This window comes from Methylobacillus sp. DLP286, assembly GCF_056636515.1.
The window spans coordinates 555,297-570,791 of the sequence record NZ_CM153145.1 but is presented as its reverse complement, the minus strand read 5'-3'; the positions used below and the strand labels follow the sequence as shown (position 1 = coordinate 570,791).

Sequence of the window (15,495 nt, the reverse complement as noted above, 5' to 3'; positions counted from 1 at the left end):
TCATTCAAGGATAGTTTCACCGCTGCGATCCCAAAGCATCGCCCAGAACTGTTGCCCCCAATCAGTCGCATGACCATCTAGATAGCGTGACTTTCCAAGGGCTGTTTTTCGAACTCTACCGGAGAAACGTCGTTTGCATAACCATGGCGACGTTTCGGGTTATAAAATATCTCGATGTAGTTGAAGACATCCCGGCGAGCTTCCTCGCGGTCGAGATAGGTTTTGCGGCGGATTCGCTCCCGTTTGAGTAGCTGGAAGAAACTCTCAGCGACAGCGTTGTCATAGCAATTTCCCCGTCGGCTCATGCTGGCCACCAGGCCATGGGCTTTCAGAAAGGCTTGCCAGTTGTGGCTGCTGTACTGGCATCCCTGGTCCGAATGGACGATCACGGGCGCCGTGGGATTTCGCCGCCAGACCGCCATCAGCAAGGCATTGATTGCCAGTTCGCTATCGATCCGCGAGCGCATCGACCATCCGATGACCTGACGCGAGAACAGGTCCAGTACCACGGCCAGATACAACCAGCCTTCGTTGGTTCGGATATAGGTGATGTCTGTCACCCAAACCTGATTGGGCGCTTCGACATCGAATTTCTGCTCCAGCTGATTCTCAGCCACGACCGCGGGCTTGCCGTAGCGACCGGCCCGACGACGGTAGCCCACCTGTGCCCGCAGCCCTTCCTGCCTCATCAAACGATAAACCCGATGTTTGCCGCAGCGCTCGCCCAGATCGCGCAGGTCATGTGCAATCTTGCGATAACCATAGACGCCACCGCTCTCCAACCAGGATTGCTTGATCAGCCCCAGCAGTCGTTGATCATCCTGCTGACGAGGCAACACGGGTTCGGCCTTCCAAGCGTAATAGCCGCTGGGATGAACGGCCATCATGTGGCAGAGCCGGCGCACCGGATACTGCGTTTCATGGGATTGAGTACCTTACCGGGACTCTTTGGCAAAGTACGCTGCGGCCTTTTTTAGGATGTCGCGCTCCTCGCTGACCCGCTTCAGTTCGGCCTTGAGTCGGCGAATTTCTGCCGCCTGGCCTTGCAACTCGCTACGCTCAACCTCGGGCACGCTGTAACGCTTCAGCCACTCGTACAGGGTCGGCAACGTCACGCCCAATCGACTCGCCACTTCTGAGGCGGGATGACCACGATCCGTGACCTGTTTGACCGCTTCAATCTTGAACTCTTCCGGGTAACGCTTGCTGCTCATGACTTCTCCTTTTGCCTAAGTTTAAGGCTTCGGAGCGTCTAATGGTTCCGGGGCGATTCAATCCGCCAGTTCGTCCGGCACCTCGGCGCCGTAAAAACTGTTCTTGAGTTTTTTCAATTGGTCGCGGTAGTCAGCGGCCTTCTCGAATTCCAGGTTCTTTGCGCTCTCGTGCATGGCTTTCTCCAGGCGCTTCATTTCCTTGACCAGCTGCTTCTCGGTCATCTTCCCGTAGCTGGCCTGCTCTTCAGCCGCCTTGCGGTCACGCTGGTGATCCTCCTTGCTGTAGACGCCCTCGATGATGTCCTTGATGCGCTTGCTGACGCCCTTCGGCGTGATGCCGTGCTCGGCGTTGAACGCCATCTGCTTGGCGCGGCGGCGCTGGGTTTCATCCATCGCCAGCTTCATGGAGCGCGTTACCTTGTTGGCATAGAAGATCACCTTGCCGTTGAGGTTGCGCGCCGCGCGCCCCGCGGTCTGGATCAGCGACCGCTCCGAGCGCAGGAAGCCCTCCTTGTCCGCATCCAGCACGGCGACCAATGAAACCTCGGGAATATCCAGGCCCTCGCGCAGCAGGTTGATCCCCACCAGCACATCAAACTCGCCCAGGCGCAAGTCGCGGATGATTTCCACGCGCTCCACCGTATCGATGTCGGAGTGCAAATAGCGAACCCGCACGCCGTGCTCGGAAAGGTAATCAGTGAGGTCTTCCGCCATGCGCTTGGTCAGCGTGGTGGCCAGCACCCGCTCGCCCGCATCGACCCTGAGCTTGATTTCCGACAATAAGTCATCCACCTGCGTATCGGCCGGCTTGACGATGATCTCGGGGTCGACCAGCCCGGTAGGCCGCACCACTTGCTCCGCGATGCGCTGCTGATGCGTGGCTTCGTATTCCGCCGGCGTCGCGCTCACGAAAATGCATTGTGGAATGATGCGCTCGAACTCCTCGAACCTGAGCGGCCGGTTGTCCATGGCCGACGGCAGGCGGAAGCCGTAATCGACCAGGTTTTCCTTGCGCGCGCGGTCGCCTTTGTACATGCCGCCGATCTGCGGCACGGTGACATGGCTCTCGTCGATGATCATGAGCGCATTCTTCGGCAGGTAATCGATCAATGTCGGCGGCGCATCGCCAGGCTGCCGCCCCGTCAAGTGCCGGCTGTAATTCTCGATGCCTTTGCAGAAGCCGATCTCGTTGAGCATTTCCAGGTCGAAGCGCGTGCGTTGCTCGATGCGCTGCGCTTCCACCAGCTTGCCGGTCTTGATATAGAAATCCACGCGTTCGCGCAACTCCTGCTTGATGGTCTCCATCGCGCGGATCGTGGCCTCGCGCGCCGTCACATAATGGCTGGAGGGAAAGATGCGGAAATTGTGGATCTTGTTGAAAATCTGCCCGGTCAACGGGTCGAACACCGTGATGCTCTCGATCTCGTCGTCGAACAGGCTGATGCGCACCGCGGTTTCGCTGTTTTCCGAAGGGAACACGTCGAGCACGTCGCCACGTACGCGGAAAGCGCCGCGCGAGAAATCAAAGTCGTTGCGTTCATACTGCATCGCGATCAGCTTGTTGACGATATCGCGCTGACTGATTTTCATCCCCAGGTGGATATGCAGCACCATGCCGTGGTATTCGCCCGGGTCGCCGATACCGTAAATCGCCGACACCGTGGCGACAATGACGCTGTCCTCCCGTTCCAGCAACGCCTTGGTGGCGGACAGCCGCATCTGCTCGATATGGTCGTTGATGCTGGAATCCTTCTCGATGAACAAGTCGCGCGACGGCACGTAGGCCTCGGGCTGGTAATAGTCGTAGTACGAGACGAAGTACTCCACGGCATTCTGCGGAAAGAACTCCTTGAACTCCGAGTACAGCTGGGCGGCCAATGTCTTGTTCGGCGCCATCACGATCGCGGGACGGCCGGTACGGGCAATGACGTTCGCCATGGTGTACGTCTTGCCGGAACCCGTCACGCCGAGCAAGGTCTGGAACTTCAGGCCCTCGTTCACGCCGGCCGTGAGCGCCTCGATCGCCGCCGGCTGGTCGCCTGCGGGCGGGAACGGCTGAAAAAGCTTGTATTTGCTGTTTGGGAAAGTGACAATCACATCAATCACCAATGAGAAAGAACTGAGATTCTAACAGGCAAGCGAAGTTCACGTCCCTGTTGATCCACCTTCTTTCAAACCCGGTTGCCTCTTTTTCCTGCCCGAGCCTGGAGGTAGTTATGCGTTATCTGCTGTGGATTGCCGCATCATGGCTGCTGACGCCAGCGCTACCCGCCCATGCCATCGACCGCGAGAAAATGATCGAGCCCTTCTTCTCCACCGTCATGGTGAGGGCCTACCGGGCGGATGGCGGCTTGGGTTACGGCTCCGGCATCGTCGTCGCCAGCGACAGGGTCTTGACCAACTGCCATGTGCTGCGCGAATCCGGCAAGCCCTGGATTTCACGCGGCGAGGATGTCTACCAGGTCGAATCGGTGCAGGCCGACCTCTGGCACGACCTCTGCCTGCTGCACACTGTTCCCCTGCCGTTCAAGCCCGTGACGCTAGGAGAAAGCACCGCGCTGAAGAAAGGCGAACAAGTCATCGCCATCGGCCACTCCAACGGCGTTGCCTCCCCGCTGATCTCGGCAGGCAATATCAAGTCGCTCTACTCCCTGGACCACGGCAGCATTATCCGCAGCACCGCAAGGTTCGCGCTCGGGGCCAGCGGCAGCGGCTTGTACAACGAGGCCGGCGAGCTTGTGGGCATCAACACCTTCAAGACGCTGGGCCGCCAGGCTTACTACTATGCCCTGCCGGTGGAATGGCTGAAACAGCTGGAGGAACGCCAGCCGCAAACCCGCTTTCCCTTGATCGGCCAGGCCTTGTGGGAAGCGACGGAGCAATCGCGCCTCTATTTCCTGATGATTGCCATCCCGGAAATACAAAAGGACTGGCAAGCCCTGAGCAGGATCGCCACGCAATGGACCATGGCGGAGCCCGACAACAGCGAGGCGTGGTACGAGCTCGGCTACGCGCAGGAACACCTGCAGCAGCCACAGGCCGCGGAAGCCAGCTACAAACAGGCGCTCAGCCTCGATCCGGCGAATACGGACGCCATGTTCCGCCTTGGCCTGATGGCGGCGCATCAAGGCAAGAAGGACGAGGCCTATGCCATAGAGCAATCGCTGGGCAAGATCAGCGAGAAGCTGGCAATGGAATTCCGCAAGGCGACCGCATGCGCCGACGACTGCAACGACATGGCCGCCAGGCCGGCTTCTTCTACACAGTAAATTGCGCCTATTGCCTCAACTATCGCGCAACACCAGCCAAATATCGCACGCCGCCATATTCCGCATTGGGAATAATATGAGTAAAATTAACGTTTTGCCGTCGTCTTCATTATTTCTCTATAGGATTTCAGATCTTGGAACTCTCGCAGCGCGTTCAATCCATCAAAGAATCACCCACCCTGGCTGTCACCGCACGTGCCGCCAAGCTTAAGGCAGAAGGCCGCGACATCATCGGCCTGGGCGCAGGCGAACCGGATTTCGACACTCCACTACACATCAAGGACGCCGCTAAAAAAGCGATTGACCAAGGTTTCACCAAATACACCCCTGTTGCCGGCATTCCCGGCCTGAAGAAAGCCATCGTCGCCAAGTTCAAGAACGAGAACGGCTTCGACTACACCGAGAAGGAAGTCATCGTCGGCGTGGGCGGCAAGCAATGTATCTTCAACCTCGCGCTCGCCGTACTGAACCCGGGCGACGAAGTCATCGTGCCCGCGCCTTACTGGGTATCCTACGCCGATATCGCCCTGGTCGCCGGCGCCAAGCCCGTCATCATCGAATGCGGCATCGAGCAAGGATTCAAGCTCACCGCCACGCAGCTCGAGGCCGCCATCACGCCGCAAACCAAGCTGTTCATGATCAACTCGCCATCGAACCCGACCGGCGCGGTATATAGCCTTGAAGAACTCAAGGCGTTGGGCGAGGTGTTGAAGAAACATCCCCATGTGCTGGTCGCCACCGACGACATGTACGAGCACGTCAACCTCACCGGGGACAAGTTCTACAACATCCTCAATGCCGCGCCCGAGCTCAAGGAGCGCTGCATCGTGCTCAACGGCGTTTCCAAGGCCTATTCCATGACCGGCTGGCGCATCGGCTACGCCGCAGGCCCGGCCAAGATCATCAAGGCGATGGAAATCCTGCAGTCGCAATCCACCTCCAACCCGACCTCGATCTCGCAGGTGGCGGCCCAGGCTGCATTGGAAGGCCCGCAGGAATGCATCACGCCGATGCTGGACGCTTTCCGCGAACGCCACGAGTTCGTCGTCAAGCGCTTCAACGAGATCAAGGGCCTGAAGTGTATCAAGGCGGGCGGCGCATTCTATGCGTTCCCCGATGCGCGCGAAGCCATCAACAACCTATTTGTCGCAGGCAAAATCAAGCAGGCCACCGACATGGCACTGTCCGAATACCTGCTCGAACAGGAAGGCGTCGCCGTGGTGCCCGGCTCCGCTTTCGGAGCAGAGGGCTACTTCCGCATCTCGTTCGCCACTTCCATGGACAACCTCAAGAACGCGCTGGAGCGTATCGAGCGCGCATTGGCCTAGCCGACACGCTCACTTGAGCAATAAAAAAGCCTGCACGAAGCAGGCTTTTTTATTGGCATCCGCGATCAAAACCGCCAGTTCAGACTGGCGCGCAAGCCGTGGTCCTCGGCTTGCCGCGCAAACTGCCCGAAATAGGATAGGCTCAGACTCAAGGCATCACCCGTCACTATGTCGAGCCCGGCATCCACCACCAGCGCTTCACGACGCACCGGCGTCCCGGCGATACCGAAGGCTTCCCCTCCGCTGAAAGCCAGTTGCGACCGCTCGCTGGTATCACCGCTCGCATGCCGCCATCCCAGCGAGCCGCGCAATACCGCATGGGTACGCTCCCCGCTTTCGAGCTGGCGTGCCGCGCGCAGGCCCAGGGTGGTGAAGGTAGTGTCCGTACCTTGGCTGCGGCCTCTCAGGGCGGCGCCTTGCTTCTCATCGAAACCATCGGTATGCAGGTTGACATGCGCCAGCGTCACGAAAGGCTCGAGGGCGAGCCTCCCCGCCTCCAGGCGGTAGCCCAGGTCGGCGAAACCCTGCAAGGTGCGGCCCTTGTAATCCGCCTTGCTTTCCGCCGCAAGCCCGGGGAAATCCACGCTGCGGCGCGTATTGACGTCATGCCAGCTGTGGCTGGCCCCCAGCCTGAGGCCGAGGCCGTCCCACTCGGCACCGCCGTAGAGCCCCAGGTGATAACTGCGCACATTGGCGGAAGAGCGCCTGCCGCTGGCATCCTGGCTGCTGTCGGAGTAACCTGCCAGCGCTCCGGCGCGCCAGCGTTCGCCCAGCTGGGTATCGGCGCCGAAGAGGATGCCGCCTATGCGCCGGCTCAACCTGGCGGCATCCTGGGTACCGCTATCATGCCCCCAGCTGCCCAGCGCCTGCGTCCAGGCGGTATAGCCCTCCCTTTCCACGGCATCGCCATTGCGGGCTGCCGCCACAGCGCCAAATGCCTGGCGGGTGCGGTCAATCGCCGCATTGCGCACGAAACGGCTGTCCTCGATCAGGGTATTGCGCGCCGAGGCATGGATTTCGCCCGACAATTGGTCCATTGCCGCCGCGGTGTCCTGCTGCTGCAATGCCGCATCAATAAATTGGTTGCTCCCGGCGGCAAGCAATACGCCGCCCAGGACGGACCGCTGGTTACGGCTCAGGCTGGACTGCACGCTATCAACGGCCCCTTGGTCGATAGCCAGGCTGACTTCCACGCTGTCAGTATTGTAGAAGGTATTGAGGTTGACCAGCCCGCCCCCGGTCCAGGTGCTTGACGAAAACGGCGTCCCGATGGAGCCGTCGGTGGTCAACACCGTATAGCGGTGGTTGAGCAGGTAGCCGCCGTTGCCGTTTTCCTGGGTGACCTCCAGGCTGATGCCCGCCAGGTCGGACACGCCGGTATCGGTGATATGCACGAGGTCCGCCTGGCCTGCCGCATTGATTTCGGCGACATAGGTACCGCTGAAACCGGCGACAGAGCCGTAGGTCTGCGTACCGATGGAATTGCCCGGGCCGATGGTGCCGCTGCCGCTCAACGAGCCGCTGAAAATGAAGTTGCCGCCCAGGGTGGCGCTGCTATCCACGACCGCATTGCCGACCACCAGGATAGGCGATGCCGCCGTTCCGCCATGGGTGGCCGCTCCCTGTCCCAGGTTCACGTCGCCCACGATGTTGGTGGCGGCGGTACGGCTGAACATGATAACGGCATCCTCGGCATTGAGGCCGCTGTTCAAGGTCGTCGCACCGGCAAAGGACACCACGCTCTGGCTCGCATGCACGGTGCCGTCGATGGTCGCATCGCCGTTGAACACGGCAGTGGAGCCGCCGCCGAGATTGAGCTCGCCATTGATCGCGGTATTGCCGCTGTTGAACACCAACGTCGTATTGTCGCTGCCGCCAACGCCGCCCGCCACGGTCGTCGCGTCGCCGTTGAATTGCAGCTGGGCATGGTCGATTCCGCTGACGTTGCTGCCGATGTTGGTATCGCCGTTGAACGTGAAGCTGGCGCCATTGCTAGCCACCGTCTGCGCGATATTGGTAAGGCCGTCGAAACTCACGCTGGAGCCCGTGCCCGCCACTACGCCTCCCCCGATGTCAGCGCCGTTGGTAAAGGCGATGGTCGTGCCCTCGCCGCCGCTGACATTGCCGTCGATCGGGCTGCCATCGGTATTGACGACGGTAGCGCCATCCCCGGCCGTCACGTCATGGATACCCCTGACGATGCCCACCCATTGCGCGCCGGAACCGACGATGAGGTTGGTCGTCCCGCTGCGGCCCTCTTCCAGGCCGTCGATATCCACGATATCGCCGCTGGAAACGGACCCGTTGGCGAGGGTGAGATTGATGATGCCATCCATGCCCTGCTCGTTGCGGTTAACCTGCAGCAGAACGCCATTGTTCCGGGTGAGGTTGGAACCCGCCCCGACCAAGATATCCTGCATCTGTCCGGCCTCGTTCAGCTCGGATAGTATGGAAGCGCCCGCGGCATTGATGCTGGTATTGCCCAGGCTTGCACTGGCATTGTTCACAAGATGAATGCCGGCACCCTGCTGGGAAACCAGGCTGGAGCCGCTGAGCTCGAGCCTGCCGCCCGCCGTGGCGAATGCTGTCGCCACGTTGCTGCCGCTGGTCAGCACGGATGTATCCTGCAACCGCACCAAGCCGTCCAATATCGCCGACACGCCATACGCATCCTCCCCGCCGGTGGTAATGCTGCCCGACTCGAAGACCACCGTGCCGCCGGTGCCATCAAACCACCCAGCCGATACGCCCATGGCCCTTGCGCCGCTGGTTTCTATCGTGACGCCGTTGGCGTTGATCAGGGATTGCGCGCCGCTGGCCTGGATTCCCACGGCATCGTCGCCGGACGTACTGATCAAGCCTGCTTCCACGTCGATACGCCCGCCGTTGTATGCGTACAACCCCCGGCCGACGGACCCCGTCGTCGTGATCGCCACATTGCCGGCCGCTATCCTGCCCCCTTCATTCTGCGCAAACAGGCCATAGGAATTGTGCCCTTCGGTAGAGATGCTGCTGCTATCGATGTTCACCACGGTTTCCTGCCCGGCAAACGCGCCGCTCGTTGCCGCCCACGCCAGCACGGCATGGGAGTTTTCTCCTTTGGTGGAAAGCGCCACTCCGTCAAGCCCTGCGCTTCCGCCGGTATCCGCGCGGACAGCATAGCTGCGGTCGCTGCCGGTCATGCGCACAGCGCCGCCTTTAAGGACAACGCTGGCGCCCTGCGATGCGGCAGCGCCTACGGGAGCATCGCTGCCGTTGGTGCCTGTGCCGCTGACGATCAGCTCGCTATTGTTCGCGACAATGCTGGAGCCCGCCCCTGTCGCGCTGACCCCGCGCCCGTAGGCGCCGCTGTTCGTCTGGCTGACCGTCACGCCATCCAGCCGCACCTGGCCGCCGTTGGTCGCAGAGGCGCCGTAAGCACGGCTGCCTGATACGTTGATGATGGTATCGCTGGCCTCCGCCACACTGCCGTTCCCGTCGGCGACCAGGCCATGCGCGCCCTGTCCCAGGGTCGATATGCTACTGCCTTGTAGGCTGACCTGCCCGCCCGTATTGGCCACTGCGCCATGACCGCTGCCCGAAGCCGCCACTGTCACACCGAACCCTTCGTACGTTCCGCCGGCAACGGCCAGCACGGCACTGCCACTGCCGGCATTGCCCACAGCGCCGCCGGTCATCGCAATTCCGCTGGCATCGGATTTCACCACGGCGTTGGCGGCGCCATTCACGGTGCCGTTGAAATGGCTGTCGGCCAACAAGGCCGAGGCATTGTTCACCGCATTGAGGTAGCCGTCCGCCACGTTCCAGCGCCCGCCCAGCGTCGCATCGTCCAGCCTGATGTTGCCCCCGACCTGGATAGATGGCCCGTTGCTAGCTCCAGTGGCCGATGCGCCGTTTTCCAGTTCGACATTGCCGCCTATGCTGACGACGTCTGCGCTACCGCCGCTGAAAGTGAAGCCGGCCTGGCTGCCGATCAGGCTGCCGCTAATGACGGTGCTGCCGGCGAAATCCGCCGAGGCCTGTTCCTCGCCGCTGCCATCTGCAAGCAGGCTCCCCGCGATGGTGGCGTTGGGTGCCACTTGCGCATGCGCGCCCGCGTCGACGACGATATCGCCATCCGTATTGCCGATCACTTCCCCGTCGGCATAGACTTTCCCGGCCAGCAGCCGGGACCAGTAAGTGTCGAATACGGTTTCGCCGTTGTTCCTGGCCTTGAGGTACATGGCCCAGAATTGGGACGGTTCGCCGCTGGCGGTTGCGGGAGGGTTCCAGGCGTGGATCAATTCGCCGTTGAAATAATATTCGACCAGGTTCTGCTCGGGCAGCAGGCGCAAATCCAGCGTATTCCAACCGTCGTACTTGATCAGGCTGGCCGTCTCGGCAAGCGTCACCCAATCGCCGCTGTCCCATACCTGCAGGCGACCAACGCCATCCTGGTTGTTGAAATGGATGATGGGAAATACGGCCTCGCTATCGACATACGCCCCCTCCGCCACCACCGATTCAGGCATGGCGCTGCCCCACATGCCGGTATTGACATAGTCGGTCGCCGTTCCGCTCTGCCAATCCCCGTCGACCCACATATCGCCCCGGAGGAAGGAAGCGCCCGCAGGCACTGTGGTCTGTTGCGAATAGCCTTGCCAGTTATTGAAGGAGTCGCTTGCCGCAGGCGGGTTGACCTCCAGCTTCAAGGCATCCCGCCCTTGCCACTCCACACGCTCCAGCGAAGGGGAACCGCCCCTGTCCTTCTTCCAGGCCGATGGGTCCATGTCGACCGCATAGGGCGTATAGACCGCGGGCTCTGCCGACGCCATTGGCGAGTATACTGCGCAACATGCCAGCAGGGCCAAGACCGCACTGACGCCGGCCCCGCTGCCGCAGCCTTTGCTCTTGGCCGTTTCAGGCACCACCAGGTGCATCCGGCGCGCAGCGCTCCATATCGTTTTATAAGCTCGGTTCATCCCTGCCCTCCCCTTGGATTGAAAAAAATAGAATGGCGCAGCCGGTCAACCTTGGTTGATCAGCCTGCCCTAGCCTGCATTCGCAGTGATATGAAGATGAGTGATCGACGGCGTGCCGATGATTTGGGCGAAAGCATAGTCAGGCATGGGCTTATGGAAGTAATAGCCCTGCATCAGATAGCAGCCGCTGTTGCTGAGTATGTCGAGCTGCTCCCGGGTCTCGACGCCCTCCGCGATGACGCGCAGGCCCAAGCGGTTGGCAATCGAGAGAATGCCGTCGGCAATCGCCATGCTGTTGGAATCCGAGGCGATGTTCTTGACGAAAGACTTGTCGATCTTGATGCTGTCGACCGGCAGGCGGTTGATGTAGCAGAGGTTGGAATAGCCCACCCCGAAGTCGTCCAGGGAAATATGCACGCCCAGCTTGCGCAGCTTCGTCATGACGGGCACCACCACGTCCAGGTCTTCCAGCAGCAAGCTTTCCGTGATCTCCAGCTCCAGGCAATCCGGGTCGACCTCGAACTCGCGCAATATGCTTTCCACCACGTCGGGGAAAGACGTTTCCCTGAACTGCTTGGCGGAAATATTGACCGCGATCCGCTCCAGCCTCAGCCCCTGCGCGCCCCATACCTTCAGCCGCTTGCACACTTGCCGCAAGGTCCACTTTCCAATCGGCAGGATGAGGCCGCTCTCCTCCGCGATCGGGATAAAGCGCTCCGGCAGCACCACGCCTCTCTCGGGCTGGTGCCAGCGCAACAATGTTTCCGCCCCGATGATCCTGCCTGCCTGCACGTCGATCTGCGGCTGGAAATACAGGCTCAGTTCATTGCGCTCCAGGGCGCGGTGCAAGGCGGCCTCGAGGAAAAAGCGCTCCCTTTCGCAGCCGATCACCTGCTCGGAATAGATATAGACGTCCCGCGCATCGGACTCGCGGCACGGCAACAATGCGGACGAGGCATGCGACAACAGCTCCAGGCTTCGTTCCGCATGCCATGGATATACGGCAACCCCGATATTGCACGAGAGGATGACCTCGCCGCCCTCGACCTGGAAAGGCGTGGAGAATAGGGACTTGACCTCTTCCACTACCTTGAAGATGCCCGCATCGGCAGCATCATGGCTGGTATGCAGGACGGCGAACTCCTCCCGCTTGAGGTGGGCGACCGGCATCCGGTCGTTCAGGCGCTGCGCAATGCCATTGAGCAGGATGGCAGCAGCCTGCTCCCCCAGCACTTCCGTCACCTGCTCGAACCGCGCCACCCTCACGACCAGCACCGCCACCTTGCGCAATGGATGCCGCCTTGCATGTTCGACAAACTGCTCGAGGTGTTCTAGGAACAGTGATTTTCCAGGCAAGCCGGTCACGGCATCGTAGGACTGATCCGGCAAAGAATGGGATACGCCATCCGGCCTGGAAGGCCCAGCAGCAAATAATTGATCTGCCAGCACCGGATATTGATTGCGCGAATCACTGGCAATGCTACCATTCAGCATATATAGCTGGCGTCCATCCGGCTTGCGCTCGCCCTTTCCGCTCTTGGGCGTGCCGTCGAGGTGATATCGGCTGGGCCAGATTGTTTGTGGAGTGACGCCTATATGCTCGGCGATCAGACGCTCATAGCGAGGACATGGGCTGTAAAGAGCATTGCTCAACGTTGTGCGTGACAAGCCGTACCGCCTGGATAGCGCCTGCAAGTTGGTTTTGGTCTTGCGCACGGCGGCAATGATGTCTGCCCGATGCCAATCTCCAGTTATCAATTTTTTTTCATCATTCATAGCGACTTGTTGCCAAACATCCAGATTGATGATCAATGAAGATGAGTTATTAAAAGACATCCTAATTCGGATGTCAATAGTAAACAATCGGAAAATTATTTGTAATAACGGAGAAATAATAACGATGAACCATAAATATAAAAGCGTTTATGGGCCATTTACTCCATCCGGAATAATTTCCGATTTTTAGAAGAATTCGGATGAGTGGAATATCAAAGAAGTTACTCAAGGTCATTGGCGGGCAATCTGCAAAATCCTGGGCCGAACAAAACGGCCTTCCAGTGCAAACTGTTCATGAATGGCTCAAGCATGACCGCATGCCCCGCGGAGCCAATTTCCAGCTATTGATCAACGCAACCGGCATTGCCAAGGAATGGTGGATTTCCGACAGCGACCACCTCCCGCCCCTTTCGCCACCCAATACCGCGCCGCAACAGGCAACGGCCTGCAACCCCTGCATCAACAAATCCCTGCTGCACGGCTGCATTGAAGCCTGCAAGCATTTCTACGGTTCGGATTTCAGCTCCGCTCCGGAGCAAGCGCAGATCAGTTATGCCGCGGATTGCTACAATGCCGTGATCGCCATGGTGCAGGACAATTCACAGAGCCCGGCGAACTCCGTGCAGCTGACAAAGGAAGACATAGGGCACTTGATGAAAATCGCGATCAAGCTCGGGAAACTGCACAGCTTTACAAAGACTTAGGCTGGTTGCGGCGATTACGCGGTAAAATGACCCCAATTCAAACCAACAATATTGCCGTCCATCAATGAAGCTCAACCTCTGGCTGCTCATGATCATGTTGCTTGGCAAGCGCGAACGCACCTTCAACATCGTCGCCACCACTTCGCAATACGGCGTGCAGAAAATCCTGGCCGTGGACGGCAGCAACGTATACGGGCAATCCCTCAATCCCGAGGGCGCGCTTTCGCGCAACGTGATCGCCAGCCCGGTCGAGCGCTTTCCCTACCAGAACATCGTGGTCGAGTACCGCTATTCTGTGGCAGGCAACAACCGCTTCCGCCGCTACACCTCGCTGGGCCGCCTGATGCTGGCGCTCCCGCTCATCCTCACCCCCATCTACCGCTGGACCGCCAACATCAAGCACTTCCTCGGCAGCGTGTTCCTCAACCGCAGGCCGACCGAAACCCGCGAACGCTACGACCTGCTCAAATACATCGTCGCGCACAAGGCCGTCTCCGAAACGCCGTTCACGCTCAACGAACTCATGGGGGAAATGGTCGGCTACCTTTGCTTCACGCAGGAAGACCGCATCTGGTACATGCAGAAAATGAAGTACCAACTGGCCTCGCTGGTGGAAACGCATGACTTGGAAATGACGGCCAAGGGCCATTACAAGGTCACCGGCCTGGCATGGAAAAGCCTGAGCGACTTCCAGGAGGAAAACCGCAGGCATCGCGACAGCGCGCGCATTCAATGGGTGATCGTCTTGCTGACGATGGCGATCGGGCTATTCGCGATTTCCAATACCGGCGTCGTGCGCCTGCCGGTATTGCTGGACCTTGAGCAGGAGGCCCACCAGGTCAAGAACATCGTGCAATCGCACTGGCACTCGCTGCTGCAACACGACGAGCCTCCTCTTGACGAGCAGAAGGCGCTGGATTCCATCATGATGCTGCGGACGGAGCCGCAAAGCGTCGAGCAGATCATCCCCACGCCCCCGGCAGATGACAGCCCGCCACAAAAGAAAAAAGCGGATTAATCATCCGCCCCCGCCTTACTTTGCCTGCTTGATACGCTCCACCGCTTCCTGGGCGATCTTCTGATATTGCGGAATCACCTTCTGGTTGAGCTCGCTGGTCAGCTTCATCGACTCCGCCGCCAGTTGCGGCATTTTCTGGTTGATGGACTTGCCGGCGGGCGAACTATAGAAATTGATCGCGGCCTGCAGCTCTTCCTGCGTGAACGTACGGCGGTATAGCGGCAACACCAGCTTGACGATGGCGTCGTAAGACAAATTCTCCTGCTGCACCTTCACCGCCTTGTCGCCGGCCTCCTCCGCGATCTTCTTCTGCTTGTCGTTCAACTGCTGGTATTGCAGCGATTGCAGGAGGTTGTTCCGCAACGCCGTATCGGCATTGGCGCGCATGGTCTCCAGGGCGCCCTTGACGTTGGACACCTCCATGAACTTGAAAATCAGATCATCGGAAGGCGTGGCGGCGTGCGCGCTGCCCAGCATGGCCAGCATACAGATGGCGAGCGTTTTCTTTAGCATTTGAATCTCCTGTCTTAATCAATATGGTCAACCGCGACAGTTCCAGTCGTGAAACACAAGATTATCATTTTTTTCATTTCAAGGGCATTCCCGCTAGGAGCAAACCCATGTCCCGGCATCACATGATACGGAACAACCGCAGCGTATCGCCAGGCGGGCTGAAAATCTTGTATTCCTGGGAAATGCCGTTTGAAACATTGATCTCCTCGGAACTTGGCCTGCCCTGGCACGAGCCGCGCCCCGTATCCACCTTGAGCACGTGCTTGCCGTCGGTGAGGAAGAACGTCACATATTCCCCCGGCATGATGGTGTAGGAACGGATGTTGTCGATATAAAGCTCGTTCTCGCAACCGATCCCGATTTCCTTCGGCGCAGGGTCGCGGCGCACCGTGACATACGCGCCGGTGAAGAATTTGGGATAGGACGCATATACCCGGTCAGGCGGCACCGGCGTACTTGATGCATTCTGTAGCGCAACCCCGGCACATGCGCTCAATGAAAGTAAAAGCGCCGACAATATTATTTTTCTCATGATGACCTGACAGATGGGTATTTCCAAAAGACTGCCAATCCGGGGTTAGGTTCAGTGAACAAGCGATTTTAGGATTGGAGCTCAAGCCATGCCCGGATGCTTCTCATCATTTTCTCTAGCCCAAAATCATGACGATCAGTACCTCAAACTAAGTCATCTGTCGCATAGGCTTTGCCCCGC

Annotated in this window: 9 protein-coding genes and 1 pseudogene; 4 read left to right on the top strand and 6 right to left on the bottom strand. The window is 59.5% G+C overall.

From position 1 onward, the window contains the following. Positions 1 to 77 precede the first annotated feature (77 nt). Positions 78 to 1,214 (bottom strand): annotated as a pseudogene (locus ACWXTG_RS02690) (IS3 family transposase). A 57-nt stretch (positions 1,215 to 1,271) separates the two neighbouring features. Then, the gene (uvrB, locus tag ACWXTG_RS02685; protein WP_480220600.1) at positions 1,272 to 3,311 is read right to left on the bottom strand and encodes an excinuclease ABC subunit UvrB; all 2,040 of its coding nucleotides are present in this window, start codon (positions 3,309 to 3,311) and stop codon (positions 1,272 to 1,274) included. 119 nt (positions 3,312 to 3,430) lie between these two features. Here uvrB and ACWXTG_RS02680 point away from each other — a divergent pair, with 119 nt between their 5' ends. Together ACWXTG_RS02680 and ACWXTG_RS02675 are read left to right on the top strand one after the other, a co-directional pair. Next, positions 3,431 to 4,483 (top strand): S1 family peptidase, encoded by a 1,053-nt coding sequence (locus tag ACWXTG_RS02680; RefSeq protein WP_480220599.1) that lies wholly within the window; start codon positions 3,431 to 3,433, stop codon positions 4,481 to 4,483. A gap of 134 nt (positions 4,484 to 4,617) precedes the next feature. Continuing rightward, positions 4,618 to 5,811: a pyridoxal phosphate-dependent aminotransferase gene (locus tag ACWXTG_RS02675; protein ID WP_480220598.1), complete on the top strand. Its 1,194-nt coding sequence runs from the start codon at positions 4,618 to 4,620 to the stop codon at positions 5,809 to 5,811. Between the two features lie 65 nt (positions 5,812 to 5,876). Here the strand turns inward: ACWXTG_RS02675 and ACWXTG_RS02670 are convergent, their stop codons facing one another. Beyond that, the gene (locus ACWXTG_RS02670; RefSeq protein ID WP_480220597.1) at positions 5,877 to 10,772 is read right to left on the bottom strand and encodes an autotransporter domain-containing protein; all 4,896 of its coding nucleotides are present in this window, start codon (positions 10,770 to 10,772) and stop codon (positions 5,877 to 5,879) included. Between the two features lie 69 nt (positions 10,773 to 10,841). After that, positions 10,842 to 12,548: an EAL domain-containing protein gene (locus ACWXTG_RS02665; protein WP_480220596.1), complete on the bottom strand. Its 1,707-nt coding sequence runs from the start codon at positions 12,546 to 12,548 to the stop codon at positions 10,842 to 10,844. A 200-nt stretch (positions 12,549 to 12,748) separates the two neighbouring features. Here ACWXTG_RS02665 and ACWXTG_RS02660 point away from each other — a divergent pair, with 200 nt between their 5' ends. Both ACWXTG_RS02660 and ACWXTG_RS02655 read left to right on the top strand, forming a co-directional pair. Beyond that, a complete protein-coding gene (locus tag ACWXTG_RS02660; protein ID WP_480220595.1) occupies positions 12,749 to 13,252 on the top strand; it encodes a hypothetical protein in 504 nt (167 codons plus the stop codon). A gap of 64 nt (positions 13,253 to 13,316) precedes the next feature. Next, positions 13,317 to 14,270, top strand: a complete 954-nt coding sequence (locus ACWXTG_RS02655; protein WP_309565142.1) for a hypothetical protein — start codon at positions 13,317 to 13,319, stop codon at positions 14,268 to 14,270. 15 nt (positions 14,271 to 14,285) lie between these two features. Here the strand turns inward: ACWXTG_RS02655 and ACWXTG_RS02650 are convergent, their stop codons facing one another. Together ACWXTG_RS02650 and ACWXTG_RS02645 are read right to left on the bottom strand one after the other, a co-directional pair. Then, complete coding sequence (locus ACWXTG_RS02650; RefSeq protein ID WP_480220594.1) at positions 14,286 to 14,783, bottom strand: DUF2059 domain-containing protein; 498 nt, start codon at positions 14,781 to 14,783, stop codon at positions 14,286 to 14,288. A 118-nt stretch (positions 14,784 to 14,901) separates the two neighbouring features. Further along, positions 14,902 to 15,315 carry a hypothetical protein gene (locus ACWXTG_RS02645; protein ID WP_407995231.1) on the bottom strand — a complete coding sequence of 138 codons (414 nt, stop codon included), beginning with the start codon at positions 15,313 to 15,315 and terminating at the stop codon, positions 14,902 to 14,904. Between the last annotated feature and the right edge of the window lie 180 nt (positions 15,316 to 15,495).